Raw genomic sequence first — 16,869 nt, forward strand, 5'->3', positions numbered from 1 at the left:
CGCCAGTCGTGTACGAGGCGGTCACGGTCGTCCGAAAAGGTCGCCGAGGTCGTCAGGCAGCCCGGGGCTCATGGCTTCCCAGTCGGTCTTGCCCTTCATCAGATCGTCGAACGAGAGTCCCTCCGGGACGAACGGCGCCATCACCTCGGACATCTGCTTGGCGACATCAGCGCGAGCCTTACCGATCGTGTCCTGGATCAGCGCGGCCAGTTCCCGCGGGGCCATCGTTCGGTATGCCTCGGTCGGGAACGCCAGTTCCGTCACCTCGCCCCGTGCGTCGACCGTCACGGTGAGGGCACGCTTAGGGCCGGTCGCGGTCGCCGAGATCGCCAATGCGCTGCGCCGAGCCTCGACCATCGCTGCCTGCTGTTCGCGAAGGGAAGCGAACAAGCTTTCGAGCTCGGTCCGGGGATCCATCGCTCCTCCTCCGCACAATCGCAGGTTCCATCTGGTGCTGTGCATGGTGTCGGCGGGACGGACCGATCAACATCCCCGACGCCGCAGACTGCCCTGTCGCACAGCGAACTACTACCCTCGAATGCCCGTAGGCGACGTGCTGCGAGTCAATCGCGAAGACGACACGAAGCAGTTCCTCCCGGAAGGCGATGCCGGTGCGCCGCGACGACCCGGTAGAGCCCGCCGCAGATCGTACGCACGAACGGCAGTTGAATCGAACGGCCAAACAGCGACCAGATACCGCCCCGTGTCCGGAGCGCGGCCGCGATGGCGGCCGCGCCACCAGAGACCACACCGTCGTCGCCCAGCCACAACACCTCGCGCCGGGCACGCTCTTCGCTCACCCCCGCAGCAGCGAGATCGAGCCGCTGCCACGGGTGTATGTCGGCTTTGATGCCCCACCGGGCCGCGAACTCCGCGCACCTCGAGCAGAAGGCGCAGTCACCATCGAACACCAGCAGCGCCATCGATCCTCCTCTCGACCATGAACGACGCCTTCCCGCGACCAGCCGCAGGAAGGCACCGTTCGCACGGGCCTCGCCCATCAACCGGCGATCCGGTCCTCCGCATGGCTCGTGGTGCCCATCAGCTCCGGAGAACGTTCTCGCTGCCGCGGAATACGTTGTGCCGCCAGGACCGAGGTCCTTGGGCGCTGCTTTCGCACGACAGCACGGAGGAACACACCGAGCACTCCTCCGTAGATGAGGTGGCCAAGGAGGCTGAGCGAGAAGCTCGCCGGCGTCAATGCGAACAGCAGTTCCTCGCCTCGGGGTGCGACCACGACAGTGACCAGCAGCCCGGTCCAGATGAAGATGCCGTAGCCGACGGACAACGCCACGGGACGCCCGGCCACGAGCTTCGGACGGACAACCGCCAGCGCGCCGATGAACAGAAAGTACGCGCACCCGATGCCACCGCCGTCCCCGAGGAATCGCCAGACGTATCCGACGAACACCTCGTTGGTGTAAGTCCCGAGCACCCAGCCGCCCATCCTCGGGATGAAGTCCGGCCACACGTTCGTCGCCACCAGCGGCAGCCGCACCGCGTCGTAAGCCGTGACGGCAAAGCACCCGGCGACGACCCCGCGGCCCGCCCACACGGCCTCTGGCGAGCGACGGAGAATCAACACCGCCGCGGTCAGTGCCAGTGGGATGACCAGGAAGGCCGCGGCGACGGTCATCGGCAGGACACCGAAGACATACAACGAAATCGACAGCACCGGCGCCGTGCCGGCGGCGAAGAGAATTCCGAATCGGAGGGTCGACAACAGAGGCGGCCGGGGCTTCCGGCCGAACATGACCGGGAGTTTGGGTTCGAGCTGCGGTTCGGTCGGGGCCTTCGTCACGGCGTACTCACCTCATTCTGCTGGTGCCGAGAAAATCGGTCGAGATGCGGGACTTGCTCGGATGCCGGCAATTGCACGGCAGCTCCGCACCGGACGGGAGGGCCCGCAGACCTATCCTGTTAGGTCGCTCACAGCTTCCGAGTTCTTTCGTCGCCGCAACGGGTTCCCTTTCGCACCGGAGAGGTCGGCTGCTGCGGCTATGCCGCCAGCTCAGCCGGGTTCGCGTCAGGGCAAGGAGCCGGCCCCGCAGGGATCAGCCGAATGGCCCAGTCTCTGCGGACGCGATTCCCCCTGAGGGCAGGAACATCCCGGTCGGCAGGGCAAGCCCGTCGCGGCACCAGGATCCGCGGTGCCGCCCGTTGCTTCCCTGATCGTGCACAGTCAGGCAGCGCAAGGAGGTGCGATTTCGTGAGCGCCGCTTCCCGCCGGTCAGATGCCCCGCCAGCACGGCGAGCAATAGTCCGTTCGGCGCGAACCGCGCCCGCAAGCTGCTCGGATCGGGTAGGGCTTTCTGCAGCCGGGCACCGGGCAGGCAAGCCATTTTCTGTTGGGCACAGTGGCTTTCTCATGAGGTCGAGGTTGTTGCGGTCGTCTTGCCGGGACGCGCACCACCGTTCCGAAAGCCTGTCATTTGCCTCAGCTCGCTCGCCGACGCGATCGCTGCCGTCGTCTTCGCAGGCGTCCGCCGGACGCGAGTCAGATCAGCCCCTCGTGCCGCGATCTCCGATTTGCCTGAAGCCGCTTCTTCCCTCACGAACAGGTTCTGGTTTCGACCGCCCTCGCCGAAGACCTCGCCTTCCCGCCAGTTAGGACATGCCATGATCGATCACCCCGCTCTCCGTGAGTCCTGGAGGATCCGCGCAATCCAGCAGACCGATCGACCGGCGCTCTGGGCAATGCTTGCCCGTTGCTCAGAAACTTCGCTCCATGCCCGATTCCTCGGCTTCTCGCGGGACGCCGGCGTCGCCCACGTCGAGGAACTCGTGACCCGTACCGATCACCTCAGCTTGGTCGCCGAAGCCCAGGACCGCGACGTCGTCGCAGTGGGCTCGGTCCTGCTGGACGGCAAGACCAGCGGCGAACTGGTCCTTTTGGTCGAAGACCGCTGGCAAGGAAAAGGAATCGGATCCCAGCTGATCGACCGCCTCCAGATCGCCTCGGAAGCCGCGGGCATCACGACGATCACCGCCCAGGTTCTGACTACGAACGTCCGCGTACACCGAATCATCGCCAGAGCGTGCCCGCAGGTCACGTTCTCCACACCCGACTGCGGTGTCGTCGAAGCGGTGATCTCGCTGACCGGCCCTGTCGGCAGCGCACACAGACCGGCCGCCGCCTGACCTCCTCGGCGCACCGATATCGCTTGCGGCGCAGAGACGAACAAACTTTTCGAGTGTGCTCGGGCAAGGTGGCAGAACGCGGGTTTACGACCCCCGCGGGACTCAACATCCTTGGCGCGACCGAACGCGAATCATCGACCTGCGTCGCGGAAGTTGAGGTGGCGAATGCCTGCAAGACCTGCTGTGCCCACTAGCCGAAGCAACGGTCAGCACAAATCACTCAGGCGAACTGTAGGGTTCTACGGCCTGATGTTCGTTTCACTGGGATCGATCATCGGCTCCGGCTGGCTGCTCGGAGCGCTCAAAGCGGCCAAGGTGGCCGGGCCGGCGTCACTGCTGTCCTGGGTGCTCGCGGCGATCATGCTCGCTGTGCTGGCTCTGATCCACGCCGAACTCGGCTCCGCCTATCCGGTCGCCGGCGGAACCGCGCGGTTCCCGGCGTTCGCTTTCGGCGCTCTCGCGGCATTCACCGCGGGCTGGGCCGCCTGGCTGCAGGCGGTGGCGATCGCGCCGATCGAAGTGGAGGCGAGCCTGGCCTATCTGGACAACATCCCATGGGTCAAGGACCACCTGAACCTCCTGCACGCGGACAGCACCCTGACCGGCAGCGGACTCGTGTGGGCAACCTTCCTGATGGCCGTCTTCACGGTGGTCAACATCGTCGGCGTCAAGCTGATGTCGGAGAGCAACTCGGTAATGGTGATCTGGAAGATCGCGGTTCCCGTGCTGACTGTCGTCGTTCTGCTGACGCTGAACTTCCACCCGGGGAACTTCACTGCCGGAGGAGGCTTCGCCCCGTTCGGCGCGCACGGAATCTTCGCCGCGCTTCCGGTCGGCGTCGTCTTCGCGCTGCAGGGATTCGAGCAGGCAATCCAGATGGGCGGCGAGGCCCGCAACCCCCAGCGCGACGTCTCTCGCGCGGTCATCGCCGCGATGGTCATCGGCACCATCGTCTACATCGCGCTTGAGGTCGCCTTCATCGGCGGTCTCGACCCGGCGAATCTGAGCCACGGCTGGACGGACCCCATCGCCAAGGACGACTTCGGACCGTACGCGACTCTCGCCACTATCGCAGGCGCGGGCTGGCTGGCATACCTTCTCTACGCCGACGCGGTTGTCTCCCCGGCTGGCACCGGCCTGGTGTACGTGGGCACGTCGGCTCGGCTGTCCTATGCGCTAGGCCGCGAACGCGTCCTCCCACAGTCCCTTGGGCGGCTGAGCGTCCGGGGCGTGCCGCTCTGGTCGATCGGCCTGGCCTTCGTGATCGGGGAGATCTCGTTCCTTCCTTTTCCCAGCTGGCAGTCACTGGTCGGTGTGATCACTTCGGCGACTGCGATCATGTACGCCTTCGCGCCGGTCTCCCTGGCCGCGCTCCGTCGCCGTGACCCGGCGCGGCCGCGCCCGTACCGGCTGCCGGTGCCCTGGTTGCTCGCTCCGGTCGGCTTCGTCGCGGCGAACCTGGTGATCTATTGGGGCGGGTTCGACGTGACGTGGAAGATCCTCGTGGCGATCGGGGCGGGCGCGGTCGTCTTCGGCATCAACCGCGCGATGACGCCCCCTGCCGAACGCCCCCGGCTCGACGTGCGGTCGGCCGCTTGGATCGGCCCGTGGCTCCTCGGAACAGGTCTCCTCGGCTACTGCGGGCGCTACGGTGGCGGCGCGCAAAACCTGCTCCCTGAGTGGGTCGATCTGGCCGCGGTGGCCGTCTTCAGCTTGCTCGTCTTCCGCTTGGCCGTCGCATCCGCGCTGTCCGCCGACGCTGTAGCCAAGGCCGTCGGACAGGACGAGGCCGCCCCGCTCGAACTCGTGACTGACTGAGCGAACCGGACGTCCGCTCACGAAGGCGGTGGGGGCCTTCTCCGCGTTGGCGGTTGACTCCTCCACCGCCCTTCCGAGTCCGAAAGGGCACCCTTTCGACACCCGATCAGGCACATGTCGCTCGCTTGGCCCGCGCGGCGAGTGAACTTCCCGCACAGTGTCGAGGGTCCATGAAGGTGAGAACAGAATGCAAATCCGGCTTTTCGGCACAATCGAAGCCAGGGACGGAAACGGCTCGATCGCGCTCGGGTCGCTCCCGCATTATCGCGTGCTCGGCGTGCTCGCACTCAATCTCGGGAACGTAGTCCGCACCGACCATCTGCTCCAAGCGCTCGATTCCGACCTCCCAGGACCTCTTTCCCGCCGAGCCATCCAGAACGTCATCATGCGAATCCGGAAAGCCATTCCGCGCGAGGACGACGTTTGCGTGCTCACCGTCGGCAGCGGCTACGTGCTCAACGCGGCACCGGAAACCGTCGACCTCTACCGTGCGGTGGCACTGATCCACCGCTCCCAGTGCGAGGACGACACCGGGGAAGCCGATTCCAGTCTCGAATCCGCCATGGAGATGTGGCACGAGCCGTTGTTCGGATGGCTCGCCACTCCGGCTATGCGGGCGATGGCCGAGAAGAAGATCAGCCTTCTGCTCGACTCTGAGTACACGTCTCCGTTCGATCGGCCGGCCTCCGTTCGCTGGCCCTGATCCTCCCGGCCTTGCCTGCCCCGCGGCACACCGAAATCGCGGCCGCCAGGGCAACAGCAAGGCAAAGCCGCCGAAAATCCGGTTTGCGGTGCTGTCATGAATGCGAAGCGGACGCATTCTCCGTCCGCACCGGCTCGAGGCGGCGACCATGACCACCTTTGACATCTCCGTTCCCGGCCAGGCCTCGCAGGAAGCTCCCTCCGCGGCGCGAATCCTGTGCGATGCGTATGGCCGGCGCGGATCGGCAGCCATCCGCATCGGCGAGCGAGCCGACGCGATCGCGCTGCCCGGCAGCTTCGGCGCCCAAGTGGTTTCCCATCTGGTCAGGTGGATGTTCACGCCGGTGATTCTGCGGTACCCGGTCCCGCACGGCCGCTGGATCTTCCTGACCCAGCCGGTGACGCCGGCATCCGACCTGGAGGAGGACGAGTTCGTGTGCGCCCGGCGTCTCTCTCCGGGAGCCGAACTGGTGCTCCCGCCAGGCACAGTGGACGGGTCCCCGGTCAAGTGGGTCTTGGCACCCGACGGAGAGGCCCCGCTCCCGCCGTGGCAGGCCGTCCTGAACGCGATGCGCTCGGCTGTCTGAGTCCGCGCACGACCATGCCCAGGCACGAGCTGGGGGAAGAGCCAGCGAGAATCTTGCTGCTGTGCGCTGCGATCGGCTGCGGCACGGCAGGCGGCGTCTTGCTGTCGATCGCGGCAATCCGCACCAGGCAACTGACTTCCGAAAGCGCCAGCCGCCCGCCGTCGGCACTGGCAGTCGCGCTCAGCGTTGTCTGGGCAGACCGGGGAGCGGACTCCAGAACCGTCCTGTGTCCGACGTTACCTTCACGGTTTTCGACGGAAGAAACGCGGCCGGCCAGACCTGGAGCAAACACGCGCCGCGGGTGCACTCGAGATCGCGAAGGTGGTAACGCAGCCGGTATTCCCCCGCACCTGCGGGCAGCGCGGGCAGTTCCGCCACCAGCCGGTCGTCGTGCGAAAGAATCGCGAGCGCTCCGCCTTCGGAGCGGTAGCTGATCTCGACCACTTCGGAAAAGTCCGGCAGCACTGCGTCCGGAACGGTCCGCGACACGTCCACGACCACGTCGACGAGCTGATTTCCGAGCCCGGTGCGACACCTGATCCGGCCGCGTCCGGCGCTGATCAGCCCGTCCTCAGCCGCCGTCGAGCCGAGCGTTCGGTCCTCCGGCGCCTCGCTGATATAGAACCGCTGGAACCGCACTTCTACCAGTCCCGAGTAGCGGCTCGAGGCACGACTGGGACGCGCGAATTCGGACACGGCTGCGACGCTAACCGAGGTCGGTTTCGATCGGCGCGGATCCGCCCGCGCTCGGTACCAGAGGGCAGAGATCCGGCGTCCTCGCGGGCACCTGCCGTGCCGCCGAGAAACGCGTCCGCATCGACGACATCAGCAGATCGAACCTGCGCCGCCCCGCGTGACGTATGGCCACTGTGGACAATCCAGAGCTGCCCCGGTGAGGCGTGTCCGGCCCGGCCTATGAACCGGTTGTCCGTTTCAGTTGCACTGAAAGTGGAGCACCAGCCCTGTCCCGTCCCGAATCGGGTGGCGAGACTCTCGCGTTGCTACCCTTTCGCGAGGAGGTACTGATACCGACATGACCGACATGATTTCCGGAGAACTTGGTACTGCTGCGGAAGAATTGGCCGCAAGCTGGACTGACGTCACGGATCTTGAGCTGGTATTCGCCGTGGAGCGCGCCGAGCTTGGGACGACGGCTGCGACTTTGGCGTTGCTCGAAAGGCTTCGGGACAAGCCAACCGAGTGGGTCGTAGCCTGCCTCGCCGTGGCGGTGGCCGCCCTCGACGACGTGCGCCGCACTGGCCAACTTCCACCGGACGCGCACCGGGATGCGGCGCTGGCCGGAAAGTGACGCCGGACCGGTCGCGGGACTGACCCGGCGGCCGGGCCACTCGGACTGGATCAAAATGCCCGGAATGCCCGCGCCACCACCCGCAATTTCGCGAGATCCGGTACCGAAACGCGGGCACGACAAGCACCCGCCGGATCAGCCTTGATCAACCGCAGCAGTTCCTGGTAGATGCCCACTAGCGCGCCACAGCACCACGCAGACCGACGGTCCAGCAGGGGGATCAACTGCAGCCCGGTTTCGAAGTGCCCCTCAGCTCTGGCGATCGTCTCGCGATACAACACCGCGAGATGCTCAGGCGGATCGGTCAGCGCTCCTGCAGCATCGAGATCGAGTTTGACGTCGTGCTCGCGCAGGACGATCGCAGGCAGATAGACCCGGCCCTGTCTGCGGTCCTCGAGCACGTCCCGCAAGATGTTCGTCAGCTGGAGCGCAATGCCCAGCGAGTTGGCGAGTGCCGGGGCAGCGAGCGCCTCGCTCCCGAACACGCCCAGCGAGAGTCGGCCGATCGACCCCGCGACCTGGCGGCAATAGTGCTCGGTCTCGTCCCATGTCTCGTAACGGATCCCGAGGACGTCCGCAGCGCACCCGTCGAGCAACTCCTCGAACGCGAGCAGCGGAATCGGGCGGCTCCGTGCCGCGTCGAAGACCGCGAGCAGCACCGGATCGCCGGTCGCCCGCGCCGGGTCGGCGAGAGCGGCACGCAGTCGAGCGAGCTCGGCCAGCTTGTCGACGTCCGGAAGATCTCCGTCCGCGATGTCATCGGCGCGCCGTGCGCACGCGTAGACCGCGGCAAGCGCTCGGCGCTTCCCTGGGTCGAGCAGCCGTATTCCCCACCAGAAGTTCTTTGCCGAAGCCCTGGTGATCTCCTCGCACACCGCGTACCAACGATCCGGTTCCGACAGCTCTGACATCGCGGCACCTCCGAAGCCCAGCTCAGCCCAACGACCGGAGCTCATCTAGGGCCTCCGGGCCCAATCCGGTCCCACAAGCATGTCGACCTCGCGAGGGAAACAGCACCGTGGCCGTCGACGACGTGTCGACGGCCACGGCAAGCGGGGAACTCGCGATCAGGCCGCCGGCGTGAGTTCGCCCGCGATATTGGTGAGGAACCACTTCCCGAGATCCGCGCGATCTATCTCCTGGCTGAGCAGGAAGTGAAGCTTCGAATAGGCGGCCTCGAACGTCATGTCTTCCGCTCCGAGCGCACCGGCGCGGCGGAGGAACCCGGCAGCGGCGTACTTGGCGAAGTCGATGTGCGCGATAACGCATTGGCTCACAACCACTACCGGAATGCCGTTGCCGGTCAGAGCATTGATGGCCTCTTCCAGCCCGGCCTCGTCGCTTGGCCCCTCCCCTGCCCCGTAGGCCCGGTAGATAACCGCGTCGGGGGCAGGATCCGTCATGGCCCGGAATCGCTCGGCGCTCATCCCCGGGGCCGCTGTGATAACCGCGACGTCGTGCCGGCCGTACGGCCGGGGATTGACCCACCCTTCGCCAGCCGGTGACCGCGTCATCCCTTCGAGCGAGCCGTTCCAGTCGACCACGTCAGCGTGGGGGCTGACAAAACCGTGCATGTCGATGGCAGAGATCTTCGTTGCGCGCACTCCCGGCATCAGGTCGCCGTCGAAGTACACCGTGACCCCCGCCGCGGCACCCGAGCTGGCCGCTTCGAAAGCACCTTGGACGTTGTCAGGTGCATCACTGCCGGGAATCCCGAACGGGATTTGCGAGCCGGTGAAAACAACCGGCTTTCCGAAACCTGCCAGTGCGTAGCTGACCGCCGAGGCGGAGTGCGCCAGCGTGTTGGTCCCGTGCAGCACGACGAAGCCGTCGAACCGGTCGTGGTGCGCCCACAACTGATCGGCCATCAACTGCCAGTGCTCAGGGGTGATGTTGGACGAGTCGACCAGGTCGAATTCGATGAAGTCGATCTCGGCCGGCCCGCCCCGGAGGGCGAGCACAGCGGAGACTTCCGCTCGGACGTCGCCGCCGGTGTCAAAGCCATCCGGGCCGGCGACCATAGCTATCGTGCCGCCGGTGCAGATGAACAGGATTCGTGCTGGGGTGGGCATGAATTCTCCTGTATCCCGGGACGCTGCTCCCGGGAACGGATCGATGTGTCGATACGGGCAGGCTAGAGCTCGATGTCTCCGACCGTTTTCCGGACGCGGTTGCGCACCCGGAACCAGTTGAGCGCCAGGACAACGCCGATCCCGAGGAAGAGCAGGATCGTGGGCTTCCCGATGTCGTCGGCGAACCACATGCCGCCGATCACCGCGACGAGGAACAGGATGGTGACGATATTGACGTACGGAGCGCACCACAGGCGGTAGCCCGGACGCTTTACCAGCCCCTTCTTCGCACGGCGGACGAACGCCCAGTGGCTGACCATGATGGAGATCCACGTGCCGGCGATGCCGATTCCGGCCAGGTTCATGACGATGTCGAAGGCCTGCGTCGGCCACGCGTAGTTGATGAGCACCCCGACGAGGCCCAGGCCCGCCGTGATCAAGACGCCGGCGAACGGGACTTTGTGGCGGTTCAGCCGGGCCGCCACCTTCGGCCCGCTGCCGGCCATGCTCATCGAGCGGAGAGTTCGGCCGGTGGCGTACAGGCCGCCGTTCATCGACGAGAAGGCAGCCGTGATCACGACGAGATTCATGATCCCGCCCATGTTCGGGATTCCCAGGGCGGAGAAGAAGGTCACGAACGGGGACTCGGCCTTGCTGTACGACGTCCAGGGCAGCACCAGGGTCAGCAGGACCACCGACCCGACATAGAACAGCGCGATTCGCCAGAACGTCGAGTTCACGGCCTTGGGTATGATTTTGTGCGCCCCCTCCGCCTCGCCGGCCGCGACACCGACCATTTCCGTTCCGCCGAAGGCGAAAACGACGCCGAGGGTCAGAGTGATGACCGGCAGCAGCCCGTGCGGGAAGAGACCGCCGTGCTCGGTGATCAGTGCCGTCCCGGCAGCACGGCCGCCGACCTGGTGGTGTGTCAGCACCAGAAACGCCGCAATGGCCATGAAGCTGACGATCGCGGCGATCTTGATCATCGCGAACCAGAACTCGGCCTCTCCGAAGAACTTGACGGCGAGCAGGTTCAGCCCCAGCACGAGCGCGAGGGTGACCAATGCGAGCACCCACTGCGGGATGGGCTGGAATACCGTCCAGTAATGAAGATAGAGCGCGATGGCTGTCGTTTCCGCCATCACGCTGCAGCACCAGTCGATGAAGAACAGCCATCCGGTGATGTAGGCCGCCTTTTCGCCGATGAACTCGCGCGCATAGGAAACGAACGCGCCCGAGGACGGCCGGTACACGGCCATCTCGCCGAGGGCCCGCATCATGAAGAAGGTGAAGACGCCGCAAAGCGCGTACACCAGGGCAAGGGCCGGTCCGCCGATAGCCAGCCGTCCGCCGGCTCCCAGGAACAAGCCGGTGCCGATGGACCCGCCGATCGCGATCATGCGGATGTGCCGGCTCTTGAGCGACCGCGAGTAGCCTGCGTCGGCTGCGTCGACCGGGCTGGCGGCCTCACCGGCTTCGGCACTGCCCGCACTGACCGCCCGGGGGTCTGTACCCCCCTGAGGGCCGGCGTTGTCGGAAGGGAACTTCATTGGCGCCTCCGATATCGAGAAAAGCGGTCCGCACTTAGTTCAGGTCGCTGCAGATGCGGTCGCCTGGAGACAGCCGGGCGCGCACAAGGGAACCGCCCGGCGCGGTCGCGCCGCCGGTTGTCATTCGCGGCCTTGCCGACAACCGGCTCGACGACAGCGTTCCTCCTGCGCGGACAGTTCCGCCGGCCTCAACCTCCAGGACTCCAATATATTGGACTCTGCATACGGCAGGATACGGCGGGAGCGCCCCTCCTCCAGCCCTACTGCCAAGTAACAGAACTTCGGGCAGCCGATGCCCGCAAACTTGGGCAGCCGGCCCCCGCACTAGAGCCCCTGCTCACGGAGACCCAGCGATCGGAGGCGAGAATTAACCGGCCAGCGAGCACTGAGCCGCGTCAGCCACACGCGTGCGACGGCACGGAGCGGCATTGAACCTCGGGCGGATTCGAGTCAAGTGCCGAGGTCGTCGTTCTCGAAGAGTTCTTCGATCAGCCCGCCCAAATGCGCCCAGTGTTCCGCCGACAGCTTGGCGGCGGCCTCGGCGTCGCCCTGTGCACAGAACTCCATCAAGGCCATGTGGTGGCCGACAGTGTCCCGGTGACCGAGCAGCGTGGAGAACTTCCGGTAGAGGATCCGGTGCAGCTGAGGGTGCAGGCGCTCGATCTGGCGAGCCAGGACCGGGTTGGCGGCAGCGCGGATGGGGACGCCGTGGAAGTCGTCGTCCGCGGCCAGCGCTTCCTCGATGTTCCCGGTCTGGACAGCATGCGCGAGGCGCGCAGTGGCGCTGCTCATGAAGTCCAGGTCTTCTTTCGTCAGCCGGGGAACCGCTGTGCTGACCGCCAGCTCGTCGAGGACTTGCAGAACAGCCAGAGTCGCCACGACGTCGTCACGGTTCAGGCTCGTGATCCGAGTGTGCACCCCAGGTTTGGCCTCGACCAGACCGGCGTCGGTGAGCCGGGCGATCGCCTCCCGGACGGGCGTGCGCGACAAGCCGAGCCGCGCCGCGATGTCCGCATCGCGAATCTTCTGCCCTGGCTCGAATTCGCCGCGCACGATAGCCTCTTTAAGCCGCTCGTACGCAACGTCGCTCATAACCGGCCGGTCGACCGGCGCACTGTCCCAACGTCCCATCAGTCATTCAATATACTGCATATCATCGAGCGAGCTGCACGGACACGCGCGACGACAGCTTCGGCGAGCGCCACCGCAGGGTCGATCACCGGCACCCGCAACGCCTCCGGCAAACCCAGCGGAACCTCCGTGCACCCGGCGATCATCGCCGCCGCCCCGCGCTCGATCAACTTCTCGGCAGCGGCTGCCAGCAGAGGACCGGGGGCCGCGCCCGCCTTGACCGCGCGGATCGCCGGCATGACCCACTCGTCCTGCTCCACAAGGGACGGCACCAGCACCGTAATGCCCACTTGGCGCAGGCGGTCCTGGTACAGCCCGGCCCGGACAGTGCCGGTTGTGGCGAGCAGCCCGACCGCGGCGAAAGCTGGTTTCATCCGCGCCGCAGCGGCAGCCGCGGCACCGATCATGTCGACGATCGGCACGTCGATCCGCCTTGCGACTCGCGGGAGAAACGCGTGCGCGGTGTTGCACGGGACGACGATCATGTCTGCTCCGGCCTCGACCAGCCGCATCGCTCCGCGCAGCAGTGCCGGCGTGGGATCCGGCCCGCCTCCCAACAGAGCCTCGGTGCGATCCGGAATGAGCGGGTCGCTCCAGATCACCGCGCGCACATGCTCCTGGTCACGGCTCGCTGGCGTCGCACGCACCAGCTTCGCGTAGAAGTCGGCAGTCGCGGCCGGCCCCATTCCGCCAAGTATCCCGACCAACGGGCCGTCACCGCCAAGACAAGGCCCGCGCTCCGCGCCGGACACGCCCCGGTCTTGAATACCACCAGATGAGTGATCTGCCATATTGCCGCTCCAGGGCACCGAATCACCGTGTAATATACTGCATACCACATCTCGCAGGAAGGTACAGCAGCAATGGCACTGCCGTACCGGGATCTGGAGTCCAAACCTTCAGGTCGGAGAACGCTCCGCGGAGCGCCACCAAGACCCGGTGCATCGTGGTCAGGGAATTTGGCGCACCATCCGAGGCTGTCGCCGCCTCCCCTGTTCGACAAGGCGACTTCCTTGAAATTGCCCTTGATTCCCGCTGCGGAGCGGACGTATCGGCACCCCCGCAAACTCGCCGTCGACGGCGGACAACCCCGCACCTTCCAGCACGAGCACCCTTCGCCGCGCCCGCACTCGGCGGCGCGCCACCGAAAGCAAGGAAAAAGCATGAGCAGCAGCATGCGAGTCGAACTCGACTCGATCGGCGAGTTCCCGGTCCCGACCGCGGCGTACTACGGGGTGCACACCGCGCGTGCGCTGGAGAACTTCCAGATCACCGGCGCGTCAATCAGCCAGTACCCCCTGCTGATCGAAAGCCTCGCGGCAGTAAAACAGGCTGCCTGCCAGGCGAACGCGGACCTCGGCCTGCTCGACGCCCGCCGCGCCGACGCCATCATTACAGCCTGCGAGGAGATCCGCGAGGGCGCACTCCACGATCAGTTCCCGATCGACCCGATCCAGGGCGGCGCGGGCACCTCCACGAACATGAACGCGAACGAGGTCATCGCGAACCGCGCGCTCGAACTGATGGGCCGCGAACGCGGCGACTACGCCCGGCTGGACCCATTGACTCACGTCAACCTCGGGCAGTCCACCAACGACGTCTATCCGACAGCGATCAAGCTGTGCCTTACCCGCTACCTGCGCGGCCTGGTTTCCGCGTTGGACCGGCTCGCGGCGGCATTCGAACACAAGGCCGTCGAATTCGCCGACGTGATCAAAATGGGCCGCACTCAACTGCAGGACGCGGTGCCGATGACGCTAGGCCAGGAATTTGGCACCTACGTCGTGATGCTGCGCGAAGACTGCGATCGGCTCAACGAGGGAGCGCTGCTCTTGCTTGAATGCAACCTCGGCGGAACCGCGATCGGCACCGGCATCAACGGCCATCCGGAATACGCCGCGGTCGCCTGCCACTACCTCCGCGAAATTTCCGGCGAGCCGATCACGTCGGCCGGCAACCTCATCGAGTCCACTCAGGACTGCGGGGCCTTCGTCCAGATCTCTGGAATCCTCAAGCGGGTCGCGGTGAAACTCTCGAAGACGTGCAACGACCTTCGGTTGATGTCCTCCGGCCCGGCCACCGGCCTCCGCGAGATCAACCTTCCGGCCGCACAGGCCGGTTCGTCGATCATGCCGGGGAAGGTCAACCCCGTCATTCCCGAACTCGTCAACCAGGTCGCCTTCGAGGTGATCGGCAACGACACGACTGTCACGATGGCGGCGGAGGCCGGACAGTTGCAGCTCAACGCATTCGAACCAGTCATCGTCTACAGTCTGCTGCGCGCAACCACGCATCTGACGGCCGCCGCGGATACCCTCGCCGCCAGGTGCGTCGCCGGTATCACCGCCAATCGCGAACATCTTGAGCAAGGAGTTCGCCGCTCGGCCGGCATCGTCACCGCGCTCTCTCCGTACATCGGATACGCCGCCAGCGCCGCGATCGCGAAGCAAGCCATGGTGACGGGCGAATATGTGGGCGATATCGCTGTCGACCAGGGGCTGCTGACCCGCGAACAAGTCGATGACATCCTCTCTCCGCGACGCCTTGCCGGAATCCTGACGACGATGACAGAAGGAGCCGCCGAGTCTGCCCCCGGTTATCAGCCGGGCTGATAACCGAGGGTCGCGCAGGTCACCGCGCAACCGGCAGGACAAGTTCCCGACGCCGACGCGGTGACCGCTCCGGCCAGGCAGCAGCGGCGTCGTTGCGGCCGATTCCTTGTGAATGAAATAGACGGCCAATTTTCCGATTTCGTGATGTCCCACCGGCGCAAATGTCGATCCGATTACGCGCTAACCACCTCCTTGACATCGTTATTCCCGCCGGGACAGAGTTAGCCGCCGCTGATGCGGCACTCCGAGGTTTTGCCGTCGTGGCTTGGCGACACTGCGCGAAAGGATGCGCCAATGGATCCGATCGAAAACAACCAGATTGATCAAGAATCCGGTCTCGCCACCACTTTGCACTCCCGGCACATCACCATGATTGCCTTCGGCGGCGCGATCGGGGCGGGCATTTTCGTCGGCGCCGGAACCGAGATTTCCCGGATCGGCCCAGCGGTAGCGCTCGGGTACCTGGTGGTCGGCGCACTCGCCGCGATCGCCATGCGGTTGCTGAGCGTGCAGACCCGGCTCAACCCGGACAGCGGCGCGTTCGCCACGCACGTCGGCGACGCGTTCGGCCACATCGGACGGTTCGCAGTCGGCTGGATGTATTGGTGGCTCATGGCAGCGACGACCAGCGTCGAATGCATCGCTGCGGCCGACATCGCGCACGGCTGGCTACCCAGCTTGCCCGCCTGGGCCTGGTCGGTGCTCTTCTTCTGCACGCTCACGGCGGTGAACCTCGCCCCGGTCCGAGTCTTCGGCGAGTTCCAGTTCTGGCTCGTGCTGTTCAAGGTCGCGACCGTCGTGGCTGTGCCCGTGCTCGCGCTACTGGCGGCTCTGGGAGTTCTGCCGGGCATCCACTCCCCCGGGATGCGCAACATCGTCGACAACGGAGGACTGATGCCGCGCGGCTGGGGCTCCCTGTTCCCGGGAATCCTGCTCGCCGCGTTTGCGTTCGTAGGCATCGAAATGACCGCAGTCGCGTCCGCCGAAGCGCGTCGGCCCGGTCGCGACATGGAGCGCTCGACCCGTATCGTCACTTACGCCGTCGCAGTCTTCTACGTATTGGCATTGCTGATGACTGTCGTCCTGATTCCATGGCACGATCCGACGGTCGCAAAGAGCCCGTTCGAAGCACTGCTGAAAGCGTTGCACGTGCCGGCCGCAGCGACAGTGATCGACATCGTCGTCTTCACGGCCCTGCTGAGCGTCGCCAACTCCTGCATCTACGCCGCTTCCCGAATCAGTCACGCACTAGCCAAACAGCACGACGCGCCCAAGTCCTGGGCTCAGCTCTCGACTACGCGGGTGCCTGCCGCCGCGATCGGGGCAACGGCGTCAGTCGGACTGGTCATCACACTGTTCGGATACTTCGCTCCGGACGCGTTGTTCACCGCACTGATCGACTCCAGCGGAGCCGTAATCCTCATGGTATGGATTGGAATCGCCTTGTCCTACCTGAGGCTCCGCGCGAAGTCGCGGACGCGATTCCGCGCGGAGCCGAGGCACTCGAGCAGGCGCTTGGAACTCGCCGCGTGGATCGTGTCGGTGGCGACAGCGACCATGCTGATCGGAATGATCTTCGTGGATGACACGCAGCTCGACCTGATCATGACTGTGGTCCTGGTCTCGGTCATCTTCCTGATTGTGCTCTGGCGCGAGACTAATCAGTCAGCGGACCCGGAGTGGTGACAGCGTGACGATCAGCGGCCGGTCCCCTCGGCTCAGGAACAGGCGACGCGTAGTCGGCGGAGGCATCTCGATGCTCGCTCCCCGGGCTCAACGTCCGCCAGGCGATCCTGGGGATAAGCCAGCTTCGCCGCTCGCCCGCGGCACCGGGCCGTAGAAGTTCACTCAATCTCACGCACATCTGGACATCGTGCACTCCCCCAGCTTCCCAGAACTCGCTTGCGACCAATGAATGCCCGCAGAATCTCTTGGCGATTACCCCTA

The 16,869-nt window shown here is 65.7% G+C and carries 16 protein-coding genes; 7 read left to right on the forward strand and 9 right to left on the reverse strand.

Translation table 11 applies throughout. The features are described 5' to 3' along the window. Positions 1-21: 21 nt before the first annotated feature. From ABD156_RS25750 to ABD156_RS25760, 3 genes are all read right to left on the reverse strand, one after another. Complete coding sequence (locus ABD156_RS25750) at positions 22-417, reverse strand: YbaB/EbfC family nucleoid-associated protein (RefSeq protein WP_344278760.1); 396 nt, start codon at positions 415-417, stop codon at positions 22-24. 146 nt (positions 418-563) lie between these two features. After that, complete coding sequence (locus tag ABD156_RS25755) at positions 564-923, reverse strand: thiol-disulfide oxidoreductase DCC family protein (RefSeq protein WP_344278763.1); 360 nt, start codon at positions 921-923, stop codon at positions 564-566. A 77-nt stretch (positions 924-1,000) separates the two neighbouring features. Then, complete coding sequence (locus ABD156_RS25760; protein ID WP_344278765.1) at positions 1,001-1,801, reverse strand: hypothetical protein; 801 nt, start codon at positions 1,799-1,801, stop codon at positions 1,001-1,003. Between the two features lie 983 nt (positions 1,802-2,784). Here ABD156_RS25760 and ABD156_RS25765 point away from each other — a divergent pair. The 4 genes from ABD156_RS25765 (at position 2,785) to ABD156_RS25780 (ending at position 6,248) form a co-directional block, all read left to right on the forward strand. Continuing rightward, positions 2,785-3,141, forward strand: coding sequence for a GNAT family N-acetyltransferase (locus ABD156_RS25765; RefSeq protein WP_344278768.1), 357 nt, complete (start codon positions 2,785-2,787; stop codon positions 3,139-3,141). 165 nt (positions 3,142-3,306) lie between these two features. Further along, the gene (locus ABD156_RS25770; protein ID WP_344278771.1) at positions 3,307-4,959 is read left to right on the forward strand and encodes an APC family permease; all 1,653 of its coding nucleotides are present in this window, start codon (positions 3,307-3,309) and stop codon (positions 4,957-4,959) included. A 187-nt stretch (positions 4,960-5,146) separates the two neighbouring features. After that, positions 5,147-5,662: an AfsR/SARP family transcriptional regulator gene (locus tag ABD156_RS25775; protein WP_344278775.1), complete on the forward strand. Its 516-nt coding sequence runs from the start codon at positions 5,147-5,149 to the stop codon at positions 5,660-5,662. 148 nt (positions 5,663-5,810) lie between these two features. Next, complete coding sequence (locus ABD156_RS25780; protein ID WP_344278778.1) at positions 5,811-6,248, forward strand: hypothetical protein; 438 nt, start codon at positions 5,811-5,813, stop codon at positions 6,246-6,248. Between the two features lie 180 nt (positions 6,249-6,428). Here the strand turns inward: ABD156_RS25780 and ABD156_RS25785 are convergent, their stop codons facing one another. Further along, a complete protein-coding gene (locus tag ABD156_RS25785) occupies positions 6,429-6,944 on the reverse strand; it encodes a hypothetical protein (RefSeq protein ID WP_344278781.1) in 516 nt (171 codons plus the stop codon). A 337-nt stretch (positions 6,945-7,281) separates the two neighbouring features. On the opposite strand from ABD156_RS25785, the gene ABD156_RS25790 reads away from it, so the two are divergent. Continuing rightward, complete coding sequence (locus tag ABD156_RS25790; RefSeq protein ID WP_344278784.1) at positions 7,282-7,557, forward strand: hypothetical protein; 276 nt, start codon at positions 7,282-7,284, stop codon at positions 7,555-7,557. A 50-nt stretch (positions 7,558-7,607) separates the two neighbouring features. On the opposite strand, the gene ABD156_RS25795 is transcribed toward ABD156_RS25790, so the two are convergent. The 5 genes from ABD156_RS25795 to cuyB all read right to left on the reverse strand — a co-directional run bounded on the left by ABD156_RS25795 (position 7,608) and on the right by cuyB (position 13,119). Then, the gene (locus tag ABD156_RS25795; RefSeq protein ID WP_344278787.1) at positions 7,608-8,468 is read right to left on the reverse strand and encodes a phytoene/squalene synthase family protein; all 861 of its coding nucleotides are present in this window, start codon (positions 8,466-8,468) and stop codon (positions 7,608-7,610) included. Positions 8,469-8,624: 156 nt separating this feature from the next. Continuing rightward, positions 8,625-9,629, reverse strand: a complete 1,005-nt coding sequence (locus ABD156_RS25800) for an asparaginase (RefSeq protein WP_344278790.1) — start codon at positions 9,627-9,629, stop codon at positions 8,625-8,627. A gap of 62 nt (positions 9,630-9,691) precedes the next feature. Then, positions 9,692-11,179 (reverse strand): amino acid permease, encoded by a 1,488-nt coding sequence (locus ABD156_RS25805; RefSeq protein WP_344278793.1) that lies wholly within the window; start codon positions 11,177-11,179, stop codon positions 9,692-9,694. A gap of 450 nt (positions 11,180-11,629) precedes the next feature. Further along, complete coding sequence (locus ABD156_RS25810) at positions 11,630-12,271, reverse strand: GntR family transcriptional regulator (RefSeq protein ID WP_344278796.1); 642 nt, start codon at positions 12,269-12,271, stop codon at positions 11,630-11,632. A 38-nt stretch (positions 12,272-12,309) separates the two neighbouring features. Further along, positions 12,310-13,119: a cysteate racemase gene (gene cuyB / locus ABD156_RS25815; protein ID WP_344278799.1), complete on the reverse strand. Its 810-nt coding sequence runs from the start codon at positions 13,117-13,119 to the stop codon at positions 12,310-12,312. A 366-nt stretch (positions 13,120-13,485) separates the two neighbouring features. Here cuyB and ABD156_RS25820 point away from each other — a divergent pair, with 366 nt between their 5' ends. Both ABD156_RS25820 and ABD156_RS25825 read left to right on the forward strand, forming a co-directional pair. Further along, positions 13,486-14,922, forward strand: a complete 1,437-nt coding sequence (locus tag ABD156_RS25820; RefSeq protein WP_425546112.1) for an aspartate ammonia-lyase — start codon at positions 13,486-13,488, stop codon at positions 14,920-14,922. A 294-nt stretch (positions 14,923-15,216) separates the two neighbouring features. Further along, the gene (locus tag ABD156_RS25825) at positions 15,217-16,608 is read left to right on the forward strand and encodes an amino acid permease (protein ID WP_344278805.1); all 1,392 of its coding nucleotides are present in this window, start codon (positions 15,217-15,219) and stop codon (positions 16,606-16,608) included. The last annotated feature ends 261 nt before the right edge of the window (positions 16,609-16,869 follow it).

Origin of the sequence: Amycolatopsis albidoflavus, from assembly GCF_039525725.1 — a bacterium.
GTDB lineage: Bacteria > Actinomycetota > Actinomycetes > Mycobacteriales > Pseudonocardiaceae > Amycolatopsis > Amycolatopsis albidoflava.

What these genes read in the sequence shown, in the direction of transcription:
- ABD156_RS25750 (WP_344278760.1), bottom strand. Translation starts at nt 417, where the DNA reads ATGGATCCCCGGACCGAGCTCGAAAGCTTGTTCGCTTCCCTTCGCGAA.
- ABD156_RS25755 (WP_344278763.1), bottom strand. Translation starts at nt 923, where the DNA reads ATGGCGCTGCTGGTGTTCGATGGTGACTGCGCCTTCTGCTCGAGGTGC.
- ABD156_RS25770 (WP_344278771.1), top strand. Translation starts at nt 3,307, where the DNA reads ATGCCTGCAAGACCTGCTGTGCCCACTAGCCGAAGCAACGGTCAGCAC.
- ABD156_RS25775 (WP_344278775.1), top strand. Translation starts at nt 5,147, where the DNA reads ATGCAAATCCGGCTTTTCGGCACAATCGAAGCCAGGGACGGAAACGGC.
- ABD156_RS25780 (WP_344278778.1), top strand. Translation starts at nt 5,811, where the DNA reads ATGACCACCTTTGACATCTCCGTTCCCGGCCAGGCCTCGCAGGAAGCT.
- ABD156_RS25790 (WP_344278784.1), top strand. Translation starts at nt 7,282, where the DNA reads ATGACCGACATGATTTCCGGAGAACTTGGTACTGCTGCGGAAGAATTG.
- ABD156_RS25795 (WP_344278787.1), bottom strand. Translation starts at nt 8,468, where the DNA reads ATGTCAGAGCTGTCGGAACCGGATCGTTGGTACGCGGTGTGCGAGGAG.
- ABD156_RS25800 (WP_344278790.1), bottom strand. Translation starts at nt 9,629, where the DNA reads ATGCCCACCCCAGCACGAATCCTGTTCATCTGCACCGGCGGCACGATA.
- ABD156_RS25805 (WP_344278793.1), bottom strand. Translation starts at nt 11,179, where the DNA reads ATGAAGTTCCCTTCCGACAACGCCGGCCCTCAGGGGGGTACAGACCCC.
- ABD156_RS25810 (WP_344278796.1), bottom strand. Translation starts at nt 12,271, where the DNA reads ATGAGCGACGTTGCGTACGAGCGGCTTAAAGAGGCTATCGTGCGCGGC.
- ABD156_RS25820 (WP_425546112.1), top strand. Translation starts at nt 13,486, where the DNA reads ATGCGAGTCGAACTCGACTCGATCGGCGAGTTCCCGGTCCCGACCGCG.
- ABD156_RS25825 (WP_344278805.1), top strand. Translation starts at nt 15,217, where the DNA reads ATGGATCCGATCGAAAACAACCAGATTGATCAAGAATCCGGTCTCGCC.